18 protein-coding genes are annotated in these 22,248 nt (G+C 71.8%); 14 read left to right on the top strand and 4 right to left on the bottom strand.

The annotated features are described in order from the left end of the window. Positions 1-72 precede the first annotated feature (72 nt). Positions 73-777: an IspD/TarI family cytidylyltransferase gene (locus AC3WRM_RS15985; protein ID WP_492249491.1), complete on the top strand. Its 705-nt coding sequence runs from the start codon at positions 73-75 to the stop codon at positions 775-777. Between the two features lie 21 nt (positions 778-798). On the opposite strand, the gene AC3WRM_RS15980 is transcribed toward AC3WRM_RS15985, so the two are convergent. Next, a complete protein-coding gene (locus tag AC3WRM_RS15980) occupies positions 799-1,779 on the bottom strand; it encodes a glycosyltransferase (protein WP_492249490.1) in 981 nt (326 codons plus the stop codon). A gap of 61 nt (positions 1,780-1,840) precedes the next feature. On the opposite strand from AC3WRM_RS15980, the gene AC3WRM_RS15975 reads away from it, so the two are divergent. From AC3WRM_RS15975 to AC3WRM_RS15960, 4 genes are all read left to right on the top strand, one after another. Beyond that, the gene (locus AC3WRM_RS15975) at positions 1,841-3,187 is read left to right on the top strand and encodes a TrkH family potassium uptake protein (RefSeq protein WP_492249489.1); all 1,347 of its coding nucleotides are present in this window, start codon (positions 1,841-1,843) and stop codon (positions 3,185-3,187) included. Beyond that, positions 3,180-3,854 carry a potassium channel family protein gene (locus tag AC3WRM_RS15970; protein WP_067858832.1) on the top strand — a complete coding sequence of 225 codons (675 nt, stop codon included), beginning with the start codon at positions 3,180-3,182 and terminating at the stop codon, positions 3,852-3,854. The genes AC3WRM_RS15975 and AC3WRM_RS15970 overlap by 8 nt, the downstream gene beginning before the upstream one ends. 763 nt (positions 3,855-4,617) lie before the next feature. Further along, positions 4,618-6,321, top strand: coding sequence for a sodium:solute symporter family protein (locus AC3WRM_RS15965; RefSeq protein ID WP_492249488.1), 1,704 nt, complete (start codon positions 4,618-4,620; stop codon positions 6,319-6,321). Positions 6,322-6,330: 9 nt separating this feature from the next. Continuing rightward, positions 6,331-6,603: a hypothetical protein gene (locus AC3WRM_RS15960; RefSeq protein ID WP_492249487.1), complete on the top strand. Its 273-nt coding sequence runs from the start codon at positions 6,331-6,333 to the stop codon at positions 6,601-6,603. A 33-nt stretch (positions 6,604-6,636) separates the two neighbouring features. Here the strand turns inward: AC3WRM_RS15960 and AC3WRM_RS15955 are convergent, their stop codons facing one another. Then, a complete protein-coding gene (locus AC3WRM_RS15955) occupies positions 6,637-7,191 on the bottom strand; it encodes a 1-acyl-sn-glycerol-3-phosphate acyltransferase (RefSeq protein ID WP_492249486.1) in 555 nt (184 codons plus the stop codon). A 68-nt stretch (positions 7,192-7,259) separates the two neighbouring features. On the opposite strand from AC3WRM_RS15955, the gene leuS reads away from it, so the two are divergent. From leuS to AC3WRM_RS15935, 4 genes are all read left to right on the top strand, one after another. Then, positions 7,260-10,061 (top strand): leucine--tRNA ligase, encoded by a 2,802-nt coding sequence (leuS, locus tag AC3WRM_RS15950; protein ID WP_492249485.1) that lies wholly within the window; start codon positions 7,260-7,262, stop codon positions 10,059-10,061. 16 nt (positions 10,062-10,077) lie between these two features. Further along, complete coding sequence (locus AC3WRM_RS15945; protein ID WP_492249484.1) at positions 10,078-10,929, top strand: DegV family protein; 852 nt, start codon at positions 10,078-10,080, stop codon at positions 10,927-10,929. Positions 10,930-11,032: 103 nt separating this feature from the next. Continuing rightward, complete coding sequence (locus AC3WRM_RS15940; RefSeq protein WP_492249483.1) at positions 11,033-11,884, top strand: helix-hairpin-helix domain-containing protein; 852 nt, start codon at positions 11,033-11,035, stop codon at positions 11,882-11,884. After that, complete coding sequence (locus AC3WRM_RS15935) at positions 11,881-14,151, top strand: ComEC/Rec2 family competence protein (protein ID WP_492249482.1); 2,271 nt, start codon at positions 11,881-11,883, stop codon at positions 14,149-14,151. Before AC3WRM_RS15940 ends, AC3WRM_RS15935 begins: the two co-directional genes overlap by 4 nt. Here the strand turns inward: AC3WRM_RS15935 and AC3WRM_RS15930 are convergent. Then, positions 14,136-14,945 (bottom strand): DUF1206 domain-containing protein, encoded by an 810-nt coding sequence (locus AC3WRM_RS15930; protein WP_492249481.1) that lies wholly within the window; start codon positions 14,943-14,945, stop codon positions 14,136-14,138. The two genes, AC3WRM_RS15935 and AC3WRM_RS15930, sit on opposite strands and share 16 nt — an antisense overlap. Positions 14,946-15,007: 62 nt before the next feature. Here AC3WRM_RS15930 and holA point away from each other — a divergent pair, with 62 nt between their 5' ends. Beyond that, on the top strand, positions 15,008-15,979 hold the full coding sequence (gene holA, locus AC3WRM_RS15925) for a DNA polymerase III subunit delta (RefSeq protein WP_492249480.1): 972 nt from the start codon (positions 15,008-15,010) through the stop codon (positions 15,977-15,979). A gap of 102 nt (positions 15,980-16,081) precedes the next feature. On the opposite strand, the gene rpsT is transcribed toward holA, so the two are convergent. Continuing rightward, entirely contained in the window at positions 16,082-16,342 is a 261-nt protein-coding gene (gene rpsT / locus AC3WRM_RS15920) for a 30S ribosomal protein S20 (protein WP_492249479.1), read from the bottom strand. Between the two features lie 285 nt (positions 16,343-16,627). On the opposite strand from rpsT, the gene AC3WRM_RS15915 reads away from it, so the two are divergent. The 4 genes from AC3WRM_RS15915 to hemW all read left to right on the top strand — a co-directional run bounded on the left by AC3WRM_RS15915 (position 16,628) and on the right by hemW (position 22,111). After that, complete coding sequence (locus AC3WRM_RS15915; RefSeq protein WP_492249478.1) at positions 16,628-16,963, top strand: hypothetical protein; 336 nt, start codon at positions 16,628-16,630, stop codon at positions 16,961-16,963. Positions 16,964-17,030: 67 nt separating this feature from the next. Continuing rightward, complete coding sequence (lepA, locus tag AC3WRM_RS15910) at positions 17,031-18,899, top strand: translation elongation factor 4 (RefSeq protein ID WP_492249477.1); 1,869 nt, start codon at positions 17,031-17,033, stop codon at positions 18,897-18,899. A 212-nt stretch (positions 18,900-19,111) separates the two neighbouring features. Continuing rightward, a complete protein-coding gene (locus tag AC3WRM_RS15905) occupies positions 19,112-20,947 on the top strand; it encodes an AMP-dependent synthetase/ligase (RefSeq protein ID WP_492249476.1) in 1,836 nt (611 codons plus the stop codon). Positions 20,948-21,001: 54 nt separating this feature from the next. Then, a complete protein-coding gene (gene hemW, locus AC3WRM_RS15900) occupies positions 21,002-22,111 on the top strand; it encodes a radical SAM family heme chaperone HemW (RefSeq protein WP_492249497.1) in 1,110 nt (369 codons plus the stop codon). Positions 22,112-22,248 lie beyond the last annotated feature (137 nt).

Raw genomic sequence — 22,248 nt, 5'->3', positions numbered from 1 at the left:
CGCGGCCGGGCGACGGGCGGCGGCATGCGCGTCCGAGCCTAATACGCCGACCGCTGCGCTACGCTCACCGGCGTGGCAGAGCGTCGGACGTGGGCGATCGTGCTCGCCGGCGGGCTCGGTCTGAGGGTCGGTGCCGACCGGCCGAAGCAGCTGCTCGACCTCGCCGGACGCAGCGTCCTGCAGCGCAGCGTGGCCGCGCTGCGCGACCACCCCGCGGTCGACGACGTCGTCCTGGTCGCGCCCGTCGCGTGGCGCGCCGCCGTCGAGGAGCACGTCGGGCCCGGTCTGCGGGTCGTCGACGGGGGACGCGAGCGGCACGACAGCACCCGGGCGGGTCTCGCGGCCCTCCGCGACGCCGGGGCCGCCCCCGGCGACCGGGTCCTGGTGCACGACGCGGCCCGGCCGCTCGTGAGCGCCCGCATCGTCACCGACGTGGTGCGCACGCTCGACGAGCACGACGTCGTCGCCGTGCTCGTCCCGACACCCGACACGATCGTGCAGGTCGACCCGACGACGGGGCTGCCGACCGCTCCGCTCCCGCGCGCGACGCTGCGTCGCCACCAGACGCCGCAGGGGTTCACCGTGCGGGTGCTGGACGAGGCGCACCGCAGGGCGTCCGCCGACCCGACCGTGCAGGTCACCGACGACTGCACGCTGGCGATCGCGCTCGTCCCCGACGTGCGCGTCGGCGTCGTCGAGGGGGACCCGGAGAACCTCAAGATCACCGACGCGACGGACCTCGTCGTCGCCCGCGCGCTGCTGGCCGCGCGCCTCTAGCCGGGACCCGCTGCCCGACGGTCAGGTCGGCGGAGGCGGCACCTCAGCCGGGTCCATCGGCCTCCAGGTGCGGTCGCGCCAGATGCGACGCGACGCCCGCGCCCCCCGCACGAGGTCGCCCACGCCGTGCAGCGTGTGCTGGACGACCACCAGCCGGAAGACCTCCTTGGCGAAGGTCAGCAGCGTGCCGAGGGCGAAGCCGACCCGGTGCAGCTGCCCGTGCTCGGCGAAGTAGCGGCCCACGTACGCGCGGTTGCGCATGACGTGGAAGCGGAACAGAGGGCTGCCGTCGTTGAGGTGCCGCACGCCCAGGTTCACCTGCTGCTGCTCGCGCTTGCGCTGCAGGACGAACGCGTCCATGTAGACGACCTCGGTGTGCTGGGCCGCGAGCCACGCGTACGCGGCGTCGTCCCAGGTGATGAAGAACCGGGGGTCCGGCAGGCCGATCGTGCGCACGACGTCGGCGTGGATCAGCATGCCCTCGAACGTGCCCGAGTTCGTGATCGCGTAGCCCTCGTCGTCGAACGTGCGCCGGAAGCCGTACGGCAGCGGCACGCCGAGGAACTGGTTGAACTTGGCCTGCCAGTAGAACGGCGAGCCGTCGAAGTCGTAGCGCCGGCCGTGGATCACGCGGAACCGCTCCATCGCCGGCGCGAACCGTTCCAGCGCCTCGGGCAGGATCTCGACGTCGTCGTCCATGAGCCACACCCACTCCGCGCCCAGCTCGAGCGCCGTGCGCGTGCCCTCGCAGAACCCCCCGGACCCGCCCGTGTTGGTGTCGAGGCGGCGGTCGACGAGGACGCCCTCGGGGAACCAGCCGGCGGCCTCGGCGACGACGTCGGGCGTGTCGTCGGTGCTGGCGTTGTCGACGACCACGATGCGCCACGGCGGCACGGTGAGCGCGGTGGCGCTGCGCAGCAGGTCGGCCAGGTACGTCGACCTGTTGTAGGTGACGATGACGATGGCCAGCCGGGCGGCAGGCGAGGCGGGGACGTCGGACATCCGCGTCAGACTATCGGCCGATCCGGGCCAGGTGGCCGGGTGGGGCAGGTACCGTCGTCCCGTGCCCCGACCGAGGATCCCGGCTGCCATCGCGCACCCCGTGCGTCTGCTGCCCCTCACGTTCTTCGCCCTGGTCGTGCTCGGCACCTTCCTGCTGCTCCTGCCCGTCGCGCGCAGCGCCGAGGGTCGGGCCGACGTCGTGGACGCCTTCTTCACGTCCGCGTCGGCGGTGACGGTCACCGGGCTGGCCAGCGTCGACACCTCGACCTACTGGAGCCCGACCGGCCAGGCGATCATCCTCGTCCTCGTCGAGATCGGCGGCCTCGGCATCGTCGCGCTCGCCACGGTGCTGGGGCTGTTCATCGGTGGCCGCCTCGGCCTGCGGACGCGGCTCGTCGCCCAGGCCGACATGCACGTCGTCAACATCGGCGAGGTACGGCCCCTGTTCCGTCGCGTGGCCGTGACGATGTTCGGGTTCCAGGCCGTCATCGCGGCCATCCTCACGACGCGGTACCGGCTCGCCTACTTCGACGACCTCCCGACCGCGCTCTGGCACGGCGTGTTTGACTCGGTGATGGCCTTCAACAACGCCGGGTTCTCGCTCAACAGCGACAGCCTGGTCGGCTACGCCGGCGACGGCCTCATCATCATCCCCATCTGCGTCGCGGTGTTCATCGGCGCGATGGGCTTCCCGGTGCTGGCCGAGCTGTTCAAGGAGTGGCGCACGCCCGACCGCTGGACGATCCACACCCGGCTGACGGTGTGGGGCTCCCTGGGGCTGCTCGTCTTCGGTGCGCTCACCTTCCTGGCGCTGGAGTGGGCGAACCCCGACACCCTCGGGCCGATGTCGGTGCACGACAAGCTCGTGACCGGCGTCGAGGGCGGCATCATGCCGCGGTCCGGCGGTCTCAACAGCTTCGACTGGGGCGCGGTGTCGGGGGAGACCCTCGCCATCGGCACCATCCTCATGTTCATCGGTGGCGGCAGCGCCAGCACCGCAGGCGGCATCAAGGTGACCACGTTCCTGCTGCTCGCGTTCGTCATCCTCGCGGAGCTGCGCGGCGACCCCGAGGTCACGGTCGGCAACCGGTCGGTCGGCCCCGCCGTGGTGCGCACGGCGCTCAGCATCGCGCTGCTCTCGGTGATGCTCGTGACGTCGATGACGCTGCTCATCATGATCCTGACCGACTTCCCGTTCGACGAGGTGCTGTTCGAGACGACGTCGGCGTTCGCCACGGTCGGGCTGAGCACCGGACTGACCCCGCAGCTCCCCGACAGCGCCAAGCTGGTGCTCGCCGTCTTGATGTTCATCGGCCGAGTGGGCACGATTGCGGCGGCGTCGGCGTTCGTCCTGAGACGGCGTGCACCGCGCTACCACCTTCCCGAGGAGCAACCGATCATTGGCTAAGAAGAAGGACACCGCACCCAACGCGCCCGTCATCGTCCTCGGGCTGGGCCGCTTCGGCACCGCCGTGGCGCGCTCCCTCGTGCACCTGGGGCACGACGTCCTGGCCGTCGACGAGCGCCCGGAGATCGTGCAGCGCTACGCCAGCGACTTCACGCACGTCGTCGCCGCCGACACGACCGACACGGAGGCGCTGCGCCAGATCGGCGCCGAGCAGTTCGAGGTGGCCGTCGTCGGGATCGGCACCGACATCGAGGCGAGCGTGCTGACGGTCCTCGGCCTGCTCGACCTCGGCGTCAAGGAGGTGTGGGCCAAGGCGATCAGCGGCAAGCACGCCGCCATCCTCGAGCGCGTCGGCGCCACCCACGTCATCCGACCCGAGTCGCAGATGGGCAAGCGCGTCGCCCACCTCGTCACCGGCACCATGACCGACTTCATCGAGTTCGACGACGGCTTCGCCATCGCCCGCACCCGCGCACCCGAGTGCACCGTCGACCGCACCCTCACCGACTCCGACGTGCGCCGCAAGTACGGCGTCACCATCGTCGGCGTGAAGACCCGCGGCCAGGACTTCACCTACGCCCAGGCCGACACCTTCGTCACCACCGGCGACGAGCTGATCGTCTCCGGCCCCACCTCCAAGGTCGAGGAGTACTGCGCGCTGGGGTGAGGGGCTGCTGCTCCGTCGTCCTGCGGCTGCGCTGGCGTGGCTTGTCTCTCGGGTAGGGCTGCGCTGGCGCGGCTTCTCGTTCGGGTGGGGCTGCGCTGGCGCCGCTTCTCGTCGACCTGCGCTCCGAAAGGGCCTCGACCGGGCGGCTGGCGGGCGGGCTGGGCTGGGTTCTCGGGGTGTGGCTCGCGCTGTGGACGCAAGGTTCTGCGTTTGCGCGGCCCGGCGGTGGATCCGCCACCTTCTGAGCGCTGTACAGGTGGCAGATCCACCGACGCGGGGGCCAGACGTGTGAAGGATTCTTCTTTCTCGTGGAACGGTCCACGAGAAAGAAGAATCCTTCGTCTCCCCAACGCAAAGGGCACCCAAGATTCTGCATTCGCGTGCTGGGATCGGAACGCTTCTGCGTTCACGACGGGATCCCGTAGCAAACGCAGAATCCTTCGAGTCCCGGCACACGAACGCAGATTCTTGCGTCCACCGCGGGCCACAGCCCGAGAACCCAGCCCAGCTCCCGCCCAGCTGCCCGGTCGAGGCCCTTTCGGAGCGCAGGACGAGTCGAAGCCGCGCCAGCGCAGCCTCACCCGACCATGAGACCGCGCCAGCGCACCCCCACCCGAAAGAGAAGCCACCCCACCGCACCCCACCCGAGCAGTAAGACCCACCCCCACCCCACCCGGCGCGCGAGGACGGCGGGGGAGGCGTACGGTGCGGGAGGACCATCCGGTTGTCCACGGGAACCATCTGGGGGAAGAGGATGCAGGCCATGACCACGACGCTCGCGGCCGCGGACGGGTCGTTCCGGCTCGACGCGGACGTCTTCGACTACACGATCGTCGCGATCTACTTCGCGGTCGTGCTGGGCATCGGCTTCCTGGCGCGGCGCCAGGTGTCGACGAGCATCGACTTCTTCCTGTCGGGGCGGTCGTTGCCGGCGTGGGTGACGGGCCTGGCGTTCATCGCCGCGAACCTCGGCGCGGTCGAGATCATGGGCATGAGCGCGAACGGTGCGCAGTACGGCATGGCGACCGTCCACTACTTCTGGATCGGCGCCGTCCCCGCCATGCTCTTCCTCGGCGTCGTGATGATGCCGTTCTACTACGGCTCCGGCGTGCGCAGCGTCCCCGAGTTCATGCGCCGACGCTTCGGCACCGGCGCGCACCTGGTGAACGCCCTGAGCTTCTCGGTCGCCCAGCTGCTCATCGCCGGCATCAACCTGTTCCTGCTCGCGACGATCGTCAACCGGCTGCTCGGCTGGCCGCTGTGGGTGTCGCTGGTCGTGGCCGCCGCCGTCGTCCTCAGCTACACGGCACTCGGCGGACTCTCGGCGGCGATCTACAACGAGGTCCTGCAGTTCTTCGTCATCGTCGCCGCCCTCGTGCCGCTCACCATCATCGCCCTGCACAAGGTCGGCGGGTGGCAGGGCGTCGTCGACAAGGTCCAGCCCGGACCGGAGCAGCTGTCGTCCTGGCCGGGCACCGACCTGACCGGCATCGACAACCCCTTCTGGTCCGTCGTCGGGCTCGTGCTCGGCCTCGGCTTCGTCCTGTCGTTCGGCTACTGGACCACCAACTTCGTCGAGGTCCAGCGCGCCATGGCGTCGTCGTCGATGTCCGCGGCCCGTCGCGCGCCGATCATCGGTGCGTTCCCGAAGATGTTCATCCCGTTCGTCGTGATCATCCCCGGCATCATCGCCGCGATCGTCGTCCCCGAGCTCGCCGCGCTGAAGTCCGGCGGCGACGCGCAGGGCGTCACCTACAACGACGCCATCCTGCTGCTCATGCGCGACCTGCTGCCGAACGGCATGCTCGGCGTCGCCCTCGCCGGCCTGCTCGCGTCGTTCATGGCCGGCATGGCCGCCAACATCTCCGCGTTCAACACCGTCTTCAGCTACGACCTCTGGCAGCAGTACGTCGTGAAGGACAGGGAGGACGGCTACTACCTGAGGGTCGGACGCATCGCCACGGTCGGCGCCACCGTCGTCGCGATCGGCACCGCGCTCATCGCGTCGAACTACGACAACCTCATGGACTACCTGCAGACGCTCTTCGGGTTCTTCAACGCCCCGCTGTTCGCGACCTTCATCCTCGGCATGTTCTGGAAGCGCATGACCGCGACCGCCGGCTGGTCCGGCCTGGTCGCGGGCACGGGAGCCGCCGTGCTCGTGGCCGTCCTCAGCGAGGACGCCCTCGGCCCCGCCAGCATCGGCGTCATCGGCCTGTCCGGGCAGGGCGCGTCGTTCGTCGCCGCCGGTGCCGCCTTCGCCGTCGACATCCTCGTGAGCGTCGCCGTCACCCTCGTGACCGCCCCGAAGCCCGAGAAGGAGCTCGTCGGGCTCGTGTACTCCCTGACGCCCCAGGAGGACCTCGTCGACCCCGACGAGGGCACGCTGCCCTGGTACCAGTCGCCGGTCAAGCTCGCCGGCATCGGCCTGGTCCTCGTCGTCGTCCTCAACGTGATCTTCCGGTAGGAGCACAGCATGAGCGAGAAGCACACCGCGGGCGCGTTCGACGTCCGCACCCTCATCGGCGGCCTGCTCGGCGTCTACGGACTGATCCTCACCGGCCTGGGCCTGTTCCGCGCCACCGAGGCGGAGCTGGCCCGCGGCGACGGCCTCAACATCAACCTCTGGGCCGGCATCGGCATGCTCGTGGTGTCTGCCGCGTTCCTGACCTGGGTGCGCCTGCGCCCGCTCGTCGTCCCCGCCGAGCCGACGTCGTCACCCGCCGACGGCACGTCCGACGGCAGCTGAGACGCCCCCTCACCGCACGGGCCGGCTCGGCGCCTACTCCTCGCGCAGGCGCGGGACGGTGGCGTTGTCGGGCTTGATGCCGAGCTTGTCGGCGTAGAAGGCGCGCACGACGTCCATGTCAGCGGCGACGTCGTCGGAGGCGACGAACGTCGGGCCGTAGCCCATGGTCCTCGTCGGCGGGTCGAAGAACGCCAGCGTGATCGGCAGTCCCGTCTCGCGCGACAACCGGTGGAAGCCGGACTTCCAGTACTCCCCGCGCGAGCGGGTGCCCTCGGCCGCGATCACCAGCCGGAAGTCCTCGCCGGCCTTCGCCTCCGCCGCCAGCTCGCCGACGACGCCGGCGGCGTCGCGCCGGTCGAGCGGCACCCCGCCGAGCGCCCGCAGCAGCCATCCGAGCGGCCCCTTGAACAGCTCCTTCTTCACGAGCACACGCGGGTGGGCCCCGTCGTGCCACATGACGAGCAGCATCGTCACGAAGTCCCAGTTCGACGTGTGCGGCGCCCCGACGAGGATGCCGCGCGAGGGTGTCTCACCCACCATCGTGTAGCCCATCCGACGGATGACGAGGCGAGCGAGACGACGGCGCATGGGGCGAGCGTAGCCGTGCGGGTGCGCCACGCGTCGGCCCGTCCGCGCCACGTCGGTAGCATCGTCCGGTGAGCACTGCCGACCGCGCCGACCCGACCGACCGTCCCGACACCCACCGCTACACCGCCGCCCTCGCCGCCGAGATCGAGGCACGCTGGCAGGAGCGCTGGGAGCGCGAGGGCACGTTCGAGGCCCCGAACCCGACCGGCGAGCTCGCGGGCGACGGCGAGCTGCCGGCGTCGACGTACTACCTCATGGACATGTTCCCGTACCCGTCGGGCGCCGGCCTGCACGTCGGTCACCCGCTCGGCTACATCGGCACCGACGTGGTCGGTCGCCACCAGCGGATGCTCGGCAAGAACGTGCTGCACACCCTCGGCTACGACGCGTTCGGCCTGCCGGCCGAGCTGCACGCGATCCAGACCGGCGAGCACCCGCGCGCCAACACCCTCGCGAACATCGCGAACATGCGCCGCCAGCTGCGCCGCCTCGGTCTCGGCCACGACCAGCGCCGCTCCTTCGCGACCATCGACCCCGACTTCGTGCGGTGGACGCAGTGGATCTTCCTGCAGATCTTCGACGCCTGGTACGACGAGGAGGAAGGTCGCGCGCGACCCATCGCCGAGCTGCGCGAGAAGCTGGGCACCGACGACCCGGCCGTCATCGACCCGCACCGCCTGGCCTACGTCAGCGAGTCGCCGGTCAACTGGTGCCCGGCGCTCGGCACGGTGCTGTCGAACGAGGAGGTCACCGCGGAGGGTCGCAGCGAGCGCGGCAACTTCCCGGTGTTCCAGCGCAACCTGCGCCAGTGGCAGATGCGCATCACCGCGTACGCCGACCGGCTGCTCGACGACCTCGAGACCGTCGACTGGCCCGAGCCGGTCAAGCTCATGCAGCGCAACTGGATCGGGCGCTCGCACGGCGCCGAGGTCGAGTTCGACGTGCCCACGGTCGAGAACGCGGCGATCCGCGTGTTCACGACCCGTCCCGACACGCTGTTCGGCGCCACCTACATGGTGCTGGCACCCGAGCACGAGCTGGTCGACGCGATCGTCACCGACACGTGGCCCGAGGGCACCGACGACCGCTGGACCGGCGGCGCGGCTTCGCCGACCGAGGCGGTCGCGGCGTACCGGCACGCGGCGGCGCGCAAGACCGACGTCGAGCGCCAGGAGAGCAAGGAGAAGACGGGCGTCTTCACGGGCGCCTACGCGGTGAACCCGGTGAACGGCGAGCAGGTGCCGGTGTTCGTCGCCGACTACGTCCTCGTCGGCTACGGCACGGGCGCCATCATGGCCGTCCCCGCGCACGACGAGCGCGACTTCGCGTTCGCCACCGCCTTCGGCCTGCCCACGCCGCGCGTCGTGACGGGCGGGGACGAGCTGCCGTGGACGGGCGAGGGCGTCGCCACGGCGTCGTCGAACGAGGAGGTGAGCCTCGACGGTCTGCCCGTCGCCGAGGCGAAGGCCCGCATCATCGCGTGGCTGGAGGAGAAGGGGCTCGGCACGGGCACCACCACCTACCGCCTGCGCGACTGGCTGTTCTCCCGCCAGCGCTACTGGGGCGAGCCGTTCCCGATCGTGTTCGACGACGAGGGCCACCCGCACGCCGTGCCCGAGCACCTGCTGCCCGTCGAGCTGCCCGACGTGCCCGACTACTCGCCGCGCACGTTCGAGCCCGACGACGTCACGAGCGAGCCGGAGCCGCCGCTGGGCCGGGCGCACGAGTGGCTCGAGGTCGAGCTCGACCTCGGCGACGGCCCGCGTCGCTACCGTCGCGACACCAACACGATGCCGAACTGGGCCGGGTCCAGCTGGTACCAGCTGCGCTACCTCGACCCGCACAACGCCGACGCGCTCGTCGACCCGGCCAACGAGGCCTACTGGATGGGACCCACGGGCGCCAAGACGACCGGAGGCGTCGACCTGTACGTCGGCGGCGTCGAGCACGCGGTGCTGCACCTGCTGTACGCGCGCTTCTGGCACAAGGTGCTGTTCGACCTCGGCCACGTGAGCAGCGCCGAGCCCTTCCACCGGCTGGTCAACCAGGGCTACATCCAGGCGTACGCCTTCACCGACGCACGCGGCACGTACGTGCCGGCCGACGAGGTCGAGGAGCACGTCGCGGACGACGGCAGCACCACGTACACCTACGAGGGCGCCCCGGTCACCCGCGAGTACGGGAAGATGGGCAAGAGCCTGAAGAACGTCGTCACGCCCGACGAGATGTACGACGAGTACGGCGCCGACACCTTCCGCGTCTACGAGATGAGCATGGGACCGCTCGACCAGTCCCGGCCGTGGGAGACGCGGGCCGTCGTCGGTGCGCAGCGGTTCCTGCAGCGGGTGTGGCGTCTCGTCGTCGACGAGGAGAGCGGCGGGACCCGCGCCGACGGCGGCGAGCCCGACCGTGCGACGCTGCAGGTCCTGCACCGCACGATCGACGGCGTCGCGGGCGACCTCGACGGTCTGCGGTTCAACACGGCGATCGCGAAGCTGATCGAGCTGACCAACCACTGCACGAAGTCCTCGGTGACCAGCCGTGAGGTGCTCGAGCCGCTCGTGCTGATGCTCGCGCCGTTCGCCCCGCACGTCGCGGAGGAGCTGTGGTCACGGCTCGGGCACGACGCCTCGCTCGCCCACGCGCCGTTCCCGCAGGCCGATCCGAGCCTGCTGGTGGCCGACACCGTCACGTGCGTCGTGCAGGTGCAGGGCAAGGTCCGCGCGAAGCTCGATGTCGCGCCCGACGTGTCCGAGGAGGAGCTGACGTTGCTCGCGCTGGCGGAGGAGAACGTGCAGCGGGCCATCGACGGCCGCGAGGTGCGCAAGACGATCGTGCGCGCCCCGAAGCTCGTCAACGTCGTGGTCTGAGGGGGACGGGACCGACATGGGGGCGCGACGCATCGCGGTGGTGACCGACTCCACCGCCTCCCTCGACCCGGCCGACGCCGAGCGTGAGGGCATCACGGTCGTGCCCCTCAAGCTCGTCATCGGGGCGGCCACCTTCACGGAGGGCGTCGACGCGACGTCGCAGGACGTGGCGCAGGCGCTGAAGGACTTCGTGCCGGTGAGCACGTCGCGTCCGACGCCGGAGGAGTTCGCCGCGGTCTACGGGCGACTCGCGCAGGAGGGTCACGACGCGATCGTCTCCGTGCACCTGAGCGCCGAGATCTCGGGGACGTTCGAGTCGGCGCAGGTGGCCGCCCGGGAGGCCCCGGTGCCCGTCATGTGCGTCGACACCCGCAAGGTCGGGGTGGCGACCGGGTTCGCCGCAGGTCGCGCCGCCGCGGTCGCCCGTGCCGGTGGGGACGAGGCGGCCGCTGTCGGTGCCGCCCTGGCGGCGGGGGAGTCGTCGAGCGTGCTCATGTACGTCGACACCCTCGAGTACCTGCGCCGCGGGGGACGGGTGGGGGCCGCCACGGCCCTCATCGGCTCGGCCCTCGCGGTCAAGCCGCTGCTGACGCTGCGCGACGGCGTGGTGGTGCCGCTCGAGCGCGTCCGCACGTCCGCCAAGGCGGTCGCACGGCTCGAGGCCCTCGTCGTCGAGGCGGCCGAGGCCGCGCCCGACGGCTACGACATCGGCGTGCAGCACCTCGCGAACCCCGACCTCGCCGACCAGGTGGCCGTGCGGCTGGCCGAGGCGCTCGGCCGCGACCGCGTGCCGGTCAACGAGGTCGGGGCGGTCATCGGCGCCCACGTGGGCCCGGGCATGCTCGCCGTCACGGTCACGCCGCGCTGACACCACCGGCGCCGTCCACAGGCCCCGTCGGCGACGACCGCCGTCGTCCACAGCCGCCACGACGACCCGTCCCGGGAGGTCGCGGGGTGCCTAGCGTCGAGGGGTGAGCACCTCACGGCACGGACCGCGTCCCGCACCGCCCCAGGAGACCCGCGCGGAGGTCGCGCGCCGCCGGCTCGCGCAGCTCGCCGCGTCATTCGAGGCCACGCACGACGAGGACCCCTTCGACCGCCTCGTCGGTCCGACGCAGGAGGCCCCCGGCACGACGCCGTCCGTGGCCGACCGCGCCGAACCCACTCCCGCCGGCGGTCGGCGTCGCGCCGACGCGGGAGCGCGCAGGGGACTGTCCGCCGTGCACCTGCGGGTGGTCGCCACGGCGGCCGTCGCGGCGGGTGTGCTGCTCACCTGGTGGCTGCTCGCCGAGCGTCCGCGCACGTCCGACGTCGACCGGCCGTTCGAGGTGTCGGCCCGCACGGATCCCGCCGACGCCGCTGCGCCGGCGCACGAGGGCGGAACAGGGGCCGACGGGCGGGTGGTCGTCGACGTGGCCGGGCAGGTCAGGAGGCCCGGCATCGTCACCCTGCCCGCGGGGTCGCGCGTCCACGAGGCCATCGAGCGGGCGGGCGGGATCAAGGGCGCGCTGGAGCAACCGACCCTCAACCTCGCGCGCGTGCTCGTCGACGGCGAGCAGATCCTCGTCGGCGTCGACCCTCCCGCGGCCGCGGCGACCGGCTCCGGTGCGGCGGGCGCCGGCGGCCCCGGCGTCGCCGTCAACCTCAACACGGCCACGCTCGAGGAGCTCGACGCGCTGCCCGGCGTCGGCCCGGTCACCGCGCAGGCCATCCTCGACTGGCGCACCGAGAACGGACGCTTCACGTCGGTCGACGACCTGCTCGACGTCGCCGGGATCGGCGAGAAGACCCTCGAGGACCTCCGCGACCGCGTGAGCGTGTGAGACGCCCGGGCCTGCCGCTCCCCGGCGTCGACGTCCGGCTGGTGCCGGCGGCGCTCGGGGCGTGGGCGGTGGCCGCCTGGGGCGTGACGGCGGGACCCGGTGCCACCGTCGTGGCGGCGCTCGGGGCCGTGGCGGTCGCGGGCGGCGCGGCCCGACGCTGGCCCCGCGTCGCCCTGGTGGCGGTGGCGGTGGCCGCCGTCGCGACGTCGGTGGCCTGGCGGCTCGGCGACGTCCGCGCCACCCCGACGGCCGCACTCGCCGAGCAGCGGGCACGGGTGACGCTCGAGGTGCAGGTGAGCCGCGACGCGCGCACCTTCGAGGGCGTCGGCGGTCCTGGCACGGTCGTGGGTCTCGTGGTGCTGCGGCTGCGCGACCAGCACGGTCGGGTGCACGGCGTCCGCGACCCGGTGACGGCCTTCCTCGTGGGCGAGCACCGCGACCTCGTGGTCGGTCGTCGGCTCACGGTCGCCGGTCGGCTGTCGCCGCCAGACGACGACCGGGACACCGCGACCCTGCGGGTCGAGCGTCGCTCCGCCGTGCAAAGCAGCGCATGGTGGTGGTCGGCCTCCGAGCGCGTGCGCGCCGGCGTGCGCCATGCCGTCGACCACGTGCCCGGCGCACCGGCCACCCTCGTGCCGGCCCTCGTGGTCGGTGACGACGCCGACCTCTCGCCGCGGGTCGAGGAGGAGTTCCGGCGGACGGGCCTGACGCACCTGCTGGCCGTCTCGGGGACGAACCTGACCATCGTGCTCGCGCTGGTGCTGGCGGTGGCACGAGCGGGCCGCGCGCCACCGCGGGTGCTCCTGGCGGTGGGCCTGCTCGGCGTCGTCGGCTTCGTGCTGCTGGCACGGCCCGAGCCGAGCGTGCTCCGTGCCGCCGGCATGGGGGTCGTCGGTCTCGCGGCCCTCGGTCTGGGGACGCGAGGCGGCGTGCGCACGCTCAGCGTTGCCGTGGTCGCCCTGCTGTTCTGCGACCCCTGGCTCTCGCGCGCGGCGGGCTTCGTGCTGTCGGTCAGCGCGACGGCGGGCATCCTGCTGCTCGCACCCCCGTTCGTGCGGGCACTCGAGCGGTGGACGCCGCGGTGGGTGGCCGTCGCGGTCGCCGTGCCGCTCGCGGCCCAGGCCGCGTGCACTCCGGTCATCGCGGCGCTCTCGTCCGAGGTGTCCGTCGTGGCCGTCGTCGCGAACCTCCTCGCCGCGCCCGCGGTGGCGCCCGCGACCGTGCTGGGCCTGGTCGCCGGGCTCCTCGACCTCGTCCTCCCGTCGGTCGCGGCGGTCCTCGGCACGGCTGCCGCGGTGTGCGCCGGCTGGATCGTGCTCGTTGCACACCAGGCCGCCGCCCTTCCCGGGGCCAGCCTGGTCTGGCCCTACCCGTGGTGGTGGCTGCTGGTGCTCGTGCCGGTCGCGCTCTGGCTCGGTCGTCGCGCCGCCGCTCGTCCCGTCGTCGCGGTCGGCCTCGTGGTCGGGCTCGTGCTGGCGACCGTCCGGCCACCCAGCCCCGGCTGGCCCCCGCGCGGGTGGGTCATGGTGCAGTGCGACGTCGGCCAGGGCGACGCGACCGTGCTCCGCTCGGGTCCGGGCGAGGCTGTGGTCGTGGACGCCGGTCTCGAGGCCGTCGACGTCGACCGCTGCCTGCGTGCGCTGGGGGTGCGGCGGGTCCCTGCTCTCGTGTTGACGCACGGCGACGCCGACCACGTGGGCGGACGGTCGGGCGTGGTCGGGGGTCGCGCGGTCGGCGCGGTGCTCGTCGGGCGTCCGGGGCCCACCGTGCCGGGAGTCCCCACGCGCACGGTGTCACGAGGCGATCGTGTCGTGGTGGGCGACGTGACGGCCGACGTGCTCTGGCCGCGTGCCCGGCCGGGCACGGCGACGAGCCGGAGGGTCGAGGTCGACCGCAACGCCGACAGCGTCGTCCTCCGGGTGGTCGTGCGGGGCGTGACGCTGCTGCTGACCGGCGACGTGGGGGAGGAGGCGCAGGACCACGTGCTGCGCGCCGGCGGCGTCGTGCGGGCCGACGTGCTCAAGGTGGCGCACCACGGCAGCGCCGACACGTCGTGGCGGTTCACGCGGGCGGTCGCGCCTCGGCTCGCGACCGTCTCCGTCGGGGCCGACAACGACTACGGGCACCCCAGTGGCACGGCGCTGCGCATGCTGCACCAGGTCGGCGCGGTGGTGCACCGCACCGACCGCGAGGGCGACGTCGCGGTCGTCGTGCGCGACGGACGGCTGGGCGTCGTCACGCGACCGGCGCCTCACCGGTCGAGGTAGCGGGCGCGAGCCAGGCACCAGACGCCGTACAGGCCGATCCCGACCGCGATGAGGCCGAGGAGCCACGGCCCGAAGGGCTGCTGCAGGACCGTCCGCAGGGCCTCGTCGAGCCCGCCGGAGCGGTCGGCGTCGCGTGTGAGGGCGGCGAAGCAGAACAGGGCGCCGACCAGCCCGGTGGCGACCCCCTTCGCCACGTGCCCGACCGTGCCGAGGCGCACGAGCCAGTCGCCCGAGGTGCCGCTCAGGCCCTCGGGCGCGAGGTGCTCGCGGTGCCGGTCGCTGAGCCCACGCCACGCCGTCCACGCGCCGTACCCCACGACGGCGAGGCCGGCCACGCCCACGAGCACCGCGCCGGCGGGCAGCGCCAGGGCGCGAGCCGTCCAGGTCTCGCTGCCCGACCCGCCGGAGCCGCTGCGGGTGAGGACCTGCACCCCGCTCCAGCCCACGACGCCGTAGACGACGGCCTTGACCAGGTCGGCCCCGCGACCCGCCCAGAGCGCGGCGCCCTCGTCGTCGCGGTGCCCGACGGCCGCCTCGAGCAGCCGCCACAGGACGAGGAGCGCCATGCCGGCGACGACCAGCCACAGCACGGTCCGGCCGAACGGTTGCTGCGCGAGCTCCGCCAGGGCACCTCGGGTGTCGGCCGTGCCGTTGCGGTGCCCGAAGGCGAGCTGCAGCGCGAGGAACGCCAGCACGAGGTGCACGAGCCCGTAGGCGACGAAGCCGAAGCGGACGAGGTGGTCCACCCACGCGTCGTCGGCATGGGCGACGACGTCGTCGGCGTCGAGCGGCATGGCGAGAGCGTACGCCCGCGTCGCCGGGCGGGCTCGTCGGAGCGGACCACTACGCTGGGCGCGTGGCGTCGCCGTTCGGGAAGATCCTGCTCATCACCGGGAGCTCGGAGTACCTGTCCGACCGCACGCGGGCGCGCGCCGTGGCCGCCATCAAGGCCGCCGACCCCGAGTGCGAGGTCGCCACGGCCACGTCCGGTGGGCTTGCGGCGGGCGAGATCGCCGGACTCACGAGTCCGTCGCTGTTCAGCTCCGCCAGCGCCCTCGTCCTGACCGAGCTGCAGGACCTGCCCGACGTCGCCCAGGGCGAGCTGCTCGCGTACGCCAAGGAGCCCAGCCCCGACGTCGCCGTCGTGCTCGTGCACGGGGGAGGGCAGAAGGGCAAGGGCCTGCTCGACAAGCTGCGCGCGCAGGCGGCGGTCCACGAGGTCAAGAACGAGGCGCCCAAGTACGAGCGTGACCACGCCCGCTGGGTGGCGACGGAGCTGCGGGACCTCGGCACCCGCATCGACGAGGAGGCCGCGACCCTCCTGGTCGCCGCCGTGGGCCAGGACCTGCGGGCCCTGGCCGGCGCCGCCGACCAGCTGGCCGCGACCCTCGACTCCGGCAGCGAGGTCACGGTCGAGGTCGTGCGCCGCTACTTCGGCGGTCGCGCCGACGTGCGCGGCTACGAGATCGCCGACGCCGCCATCGAGGGCCGGATCAACGTCGCGCTCGAGCAGGCGCGCTGGGCCGAGACCGCCAAGGTCGCGCCGGTGCTCATCACGAGCGCTCTGGCCGCGGGCCTGCGCCAGCTGGCACGTCTCGCCGACGCGCCCGCCCGCCTGGGCGAGGGCGAGCTCGCCCGCCACGTCGGTGCACCGCCGTTCAAGGTGCGCGTCCTGCGGCGCCAGCTGCAGGGGTGGGAGCCGGCAGGCCTGGCCCGCGCGCTCGACGCCGTCGCGCAGGCCGACATCGACGTCAAGGGCGGAGCGGCCGATCCGGCGTACGCCGTCGAGCGCATGGTGCTGCAGGTGGCGGCCGCACGTCGGCGTTGAGCGCGAGGACTCGCGGGGCGGTCCGGCCCGGTCGTCCGTGCCCGAGCACGACGAAGGCCCCCGGCGGTGCCGGGGGCCTTCATTGTCGCTGCGGGGCTGCGGTCAGAGCGACGCGGCCTTCTTGGCGATGGACGACTTGCGGTTCGCCGCCTGGTTCTTGTGGATGACGCCCTTGCTGGCGGCCTTGTCGAGCTTCTTGCCCGCCTCGGCGGCGTACGCCTTGGCCTGGTCGGTCTCACCGGCCTCGACGGCGGTGTGGAAGCGACGGACGGCCGTCTTCAGCGCGGAACGCACCGCCTTGTTGCGCTCGCGAGCGGCCTCGTTCTGACGGTTCCGCTTGATCTGCGACTTGATGTTCGCCACGTGGCTGACCTGTTCTCTCGTGCGTGAAGGAATGTGCTGCAAAGTGTGAGGGCGTGCGTGCGAGCACGCGACCACCCACAGTACCAGCGACGGTCCTGCGGACCCAAATCAGCCCCGCCGTCCACCGTCCACCCTCCACCTGTCCCGCGTTCTGTGGACGTCGTGACGGAAACGCCCGCAGAGACCGTCGTCAGCTCCACGAAACGCGGGACAGGGGGAGGGTGGGAGGCGGGTGAGGGCACGCTCACCGGTGCGCGGGTGTCGACGCCGCCTACGATCCCAGGCATGCAGACGCTCTACGACGTCCTGGTCTGGCTCCACGTCCTCAGCTGGGTCGTGGCCCTCGTCGGCTACGTGACCACCATCCGCCGGCCGCAGCTCAACCTCGCGATGGTCGTCGGCGTGACGGCGGCCTTCGTGCTCGGCGTCGTGCTCACCGGCGTCGCGCCCGCGGCGGACGTCGACCTGAACTACGCCAAGATCGGGCTCAAGCTCGCCATCGCCTTCGTCGCAGTGGGTCTCGCGCACGGCACGCGACGTCGCGCCACGCCGAACCCGTTCGCGCACGTCGTGGCCGGCCTGGTCGTGGTCAACGTCGCCATCGCCTACCTCTGGACGTGACCCCGGGCGGGCACGCCCCGGTGGGCGTGCTCACGGGCGTCGCCCCGGATGGGAGGATGGGGGCACCATGACGAGCACCACGACGCCGGGCGCGGCGCCCCAGCCGGGTTCGACCGACCCGTCCCTCCTGCGCAACTTCTGCATCATCGCGCACATCGACCACGGCAAGTCGACCCTGGCCGACCGCATGCTGCAGCTCACCGGCGTCGTCGACGAACGTGCCGCGCGGGCGCAGTACCTCGACCGCATGGACATCGAGCGCGAGCGCGGCATCACGATCAAGAGCCAGGCCGTCCGCATGCCGTTCACCAAGAGCGCGGGCGACGACGCCGGGACGCACTACGTGCTGAACATGATCGACACGCCCGGCCACGTCGACTTCACCTACGAGGTGAGCCGTTCGTTGGAGGCGTGCGAGGGCGCCATCCTGCTCGTCGACGCCGCCCAGGGCATCGAGGCGCAGACGCTGGCCAACCTGTACCTGGCGATGGACGCCGACCTGCACATCATCCCCGTGCTCAACAAGATCGACCTGCCCGGCGCGCAGCCGGAGAAGTACGCCGAGGAGATCGCCGGCATCATCGGCGGCGACCCCGACGACGTGCTGCGCGTCTCGGCCAAGACCGGCCAGGGCGTCGAGGCGCTGCTCAACCTCATCGTCGACGAGGTGCCCCCGCCGGAGGGCGACGCCGACGGCCCGCCCCGCGCGCTGATCTTCGACTCCGTCTACGACACGTACCGCGGTGTGATCACGTACGTCCGCGTCGTCGACGGTCGGCTCAGCCACCGCGACAAGATCAAGATGATGTCGACCAACGCGGTGCACGAGATGCTCGAGGTCGGCGTGATCAGCCCCGAGCCGGTCAAGGCGGACCACCTCGGCGTCGGCGAGGTCGGCTACCTCATCACGGGCGTGAAGGAGGTGCGTCAGTCGCGGGTCGGTGACACCGTCACGTCGAACGCGCGCCCGGCCGACGAGCCGCTCGGCGGCTACGCGCACCCCAACCCCATGGTCTTCTCGGGCCTGTACCCGATCGACGGCGACGACTTCGCGACCCTGCGCGAGGCTCTGGAGAAGCTGCAGCTCAACGACGCCGCACTCGTGTACGAGCCGGAGTCGTCGGGCGCCCTGGGCTTCGGCTTCCGCATCGGGTTCCTCGGCCTGCTGCACCTGGAGATCGTGCGCGAGCGCCTCGAGCGCGAGTTCGACCTCGACCTCATCTCCACGGCGCCCAACGTCGTGTACCGGGTGGTCATGGAGGACGGTCGCGAGATCGTCGTGACGAACCCGAGCGAGTACCCCGCCGACGGCAAGATCGCCTCGGTGCACGAGCCGATCGTCTCGGCGACGATCCTGGCGCCGTCGGACTACATCGGCGTCATCATGGAGCTCTGCCAGGCCCGACGCGGCCAGCTAAACGGCATGGACTACCTGTCCGAGGACCGCGTCGAGATCCGCTACACGCTGCCCATGGGCGAGATCATGTTCGACTTCTTCGACGCGCTGAAGAGCCGCACGAAGGGCTACGCCTCGCTGAACTACGAGCTCGCCGGCGAGCAGCAGGCCGACCTCGTGAAGGTCGACATCATGCTGCAGGGCGAGGTGGTCGACGCGTTCAGCGCCATCGTCCACCGCGACTCCGCCTACGCCTACGGCGTGATGCTCGCGGGCAAGCTCAAGGAGCTCATCCCGCGACAGCAGTTCGAGGTGCCGATCCAGGCCGCCATCGGCGCGCGCATCATCGCCCGCGAGAACATCCGCGCCATGCGCAAGGACGTGCTCGCGAAGTGCTACGGCGGCGACATCAGCCGCAAGCGCAAGCTGCTGGAGAAGCAGAAGGAGGGCAAGAAGCGGATGAAGAACATCGGCCGCGTCGAGGTCCCCCAGGAGGCGTTCATCGCCGCCCTCTCCACCGGCGACGCATCCCCCAAGTGACCGAGGCCGTGCTGTGACGACCTGATGACGGTTCTCCGCCGAAGAACCGTCGCAAGGTCCACGGGACGCGGGGACGGCCCGACGGTGAATCGCCCGCTGACCTGGATCGATGCCCCGTGCAACTGTCCGGGAGGGGGTCCGGGGGTGACCGGCGGGTAGGTTAGGGTGAGCGGCACCACATTCCCCTGGAACGTCGTGTGAGGACGGACACCATGCCGCTGACCGTTACCCCCGAACAGCTCAAGATCGTCGAGGACCGCGCGCCCAACGTCGCCGCGATGTTCTACGACCGCGTCGCCGCGACGCCGAACCGCGAGGGCTACCGCTACCCCGACGAGAACGAGGTCTGGCACTCGCTCACGTGGGCCCAGACCGGGGAGCAGGTCGACCGGATCGCGGCCGGCCTGATCGCGCTGGGCGTCGAGCCCGAGCAGCGCGTCGCCATCGTCTCGGGCACCCGCTACGAGTGGATCTTCGCCGACCTGGCCGTCAACGCCGCCGGCGCGGCGACCACCACGGTCTACCCGACGACCACGGTCGACGACGAGAAGTACATCCTGTCCGACTCCACGAGCCGAGTGGTCTTCGCCGAGGACGACGAGCAGGTCAAGAAGCTGCTCGAGATCCGCTCCGAGCTGCCCGACGTCGTCAAGGTCGTCACGTTCGCCAGCACCCTCACCGACGGCGACTGGGTCATCTCCCTGGCCGACCTCGAGCAGCTCGGCACCGAGCACCTGGCGTCGAACCCCACCGCCGTGAAGGACCGCGTCGCGGCCATCAAGCCCGACGACCTCGCGACCCTCATCTACACCTCCGGCACCACCGGCCGTCCGAAGGGCGTCCGCCTGAGCCACGACGGGTGGACCTACGAGGGCGCGGCTGTCGCGGCCGGCGGGTTCCTCACGCCCGACGACCTGGAGTTCCGCTGGCTGCCGATGGCGCACTCCTTCGGCAAGGTGCTGCTCACGACGCAGCTGCAGATCGGCTTCGCCGCCGCCATCGACGGCCGCGTGCCGAAGATCGTCGAGAACCTCGCGATCGTCAAGCCCACCTTCATGGGTGCCGCGCCGCGCATCTTCGAGAAGGCGTACGGCCGCATCATCGGGATGACCGAGGAGGAGGGCGGCGCCAAGCTCAAGATCTTCCGCTGGGCCGAGCAGGTCGGGCTGGAGTACTCGCGCGCGGTCCGCGCGGGCAAGCCGGTCTCGCCCGCGCTGAAGGCCAAGCACAAGGTGGCCGACAAGCTCGTCTTCTCCAAGGTGCGGGCCCGCTTCGGCGGCCGCGTGCGGTTCTTCATCTCCGGTGCGGCGGCGCTGTCGTCCGACATCGCCGAGTGGTTCCACGCCGCCGGCGTCCTGATCCTCGAGGGCTACGGCCTCACCGAGACCTCCGCCGGGTCGTTCGTCAACCACCCCGACGCGTTCAAGATCGGGTCCGTCGGACTGCCGATGCCCGGCACGGACGTCAAGATCGCCGACGACCGCGAGATCCTCATCAAGGGTCCGGGCGTCATGCAGGGCTACCACAACCTCGAGTCCGAGAGCGCCGCGACGGTCACCGACGACGGCTGGCTGCACACCGGCGACGAGGGCCGTGTCGACGAGGACGGCTTCCTCTTCATCACCGGCCGCAAGAAGGAGCTCTTCAAGACCTCCGGCGGCAAGTACGTGGCGCCGCCGCACATCGAGGGCATGTTCAAGGGCATCAGCTCGATGACGTCGCAGATCATCGTGCACGGCAACGAGCGGAACTTCTGCTCCGCGCTCATCACGCTCGACCCCGACGCGGTCGCCGAGTGGGCCGAGAGCCACGGCATGCAGGGCAAGTCCTACGCCGAGGTCGTGAAGTCGCCGCAGATCCACGCGATCGTCTCCGAGCAGGTCGAGGAGCTCAACCAGCGCCTCAACCGCTGGGAGACCATCAAGAAGTGGGAGATCCTCGACCACGACCTGTCGGTCGAGTCCGGCGAGCTGACGCCGAGCATGAAGGTCAAGCGCGCGGTCGTGGAGGCCAACCACAAGGACCTGCTGGACTCCTTCTACGCTTGAGCAGTGCAGTCGTACGTCGAGGGGCCGGTCACCGAGCGTGACCGGCCCCTCGGCATGTACGTGCACGTGCCGTTCTGCTCCGTGCGGTGCGGCTACTGCGACTTCAACACGTACACGGCCGACGAGCTCGGCGAGGGTGCCACCCGCGCCACCTACGGCTCCTCGGCGCTCGCCGAGGTGCGCCGCGCGGCGGACGTGCTCGGACGTCGCCCCGTCGAGACCGTGTTCTTCGGTGGTGGCACGCCCACGCAGCTCCCGGCCGACGACCTGGTCCGGGTGCTCCGTGCGCTCGACGAGCACCTCGGCCTGGCCCCCGGCGCCGAGGTGACCACGGAGGCCAACCCCGACAGCGTCACGCCCGCGTCGCTGGCCCGGCTGCGCGAGGGCGGGTTCACCCGGATCTCGTTCGGCATGCAGTCGGCGGTCCCGCACGTGCTGGCCACGCTCGACCGCACCCACGACCCCGCGCGCGTGCCGCAGGCGGTCCGCTGGGCTCGGGAGGCCGGCTTCGAGCAGGTGAGCGTCGACCTGATCTACGGCACGCCGGGGGAGTCCGTCGACGACTGGCGCACCACGCTGGACGCCACAGTCGCGCTCGAGCCCGACCACGTGTCCGCGTACGCCCTCATCGTCGAGGACGGGACGGCCTTCGCCCGCAAGGTCCGCCGCGGCGAGGTGGTCATGCCCGACGACGACGAGACGGCCGACAAGTACCTGCTCGCCGACGCGGTTCTGTCCGACGCCGGTCTCGGGTGGTACGAGCTGTCGAACTGGGCCCGTGACGACGCCGCCCGCTGCCGCCACAACCTGCTGTACTGGCACGGCGCCGACTGGTGGGGCGTGGGCCCTGGGGCGCACTCGCACCTGGCGGGCCGGCGTTGGTGGAACGTCAAGCACCCGGCCGCGTACGCGCAGCGTCTGGAGCGCGGCGAGACGGTCGAGGCGGGCAGCGAGGTCGTCGACGCGGCTGGTCGTCGGCTCGAGCAGGTGATGCTCGAGCTGCGCCTGCGCGAGGGTCTGCCCCTCGACGCGCTCGACCCCGCGGGACGCGCCGAGGTGCCCGACCTGCGCGACCGCGGCCTGGTCGGCGGTGACGAGCGTCTCGTCCTCACGCTCGAGGGCCGGCTGCTCGCCGACGCCGTCGTGCGACAGCTCACCCCATAACGGAGGTTTCTCTCACTTTTAGGGACTTTAGTCATTCGTGAGGCAGGACCTTCGTCGAGGACTTACGGTTCCCCTGGGAGAACAAGCAATCTCGGGGAGTTGGTGAGGGAGCAATGCGCATCGCGCATTGGCCAACG

It is taken from the genome of Aeromicrobium sp. EU05-FHT14F07, assembly GCF_058790455.1.
This window is presented reverse-complemented; position numbering and strand designations above follow the sequence as displayed.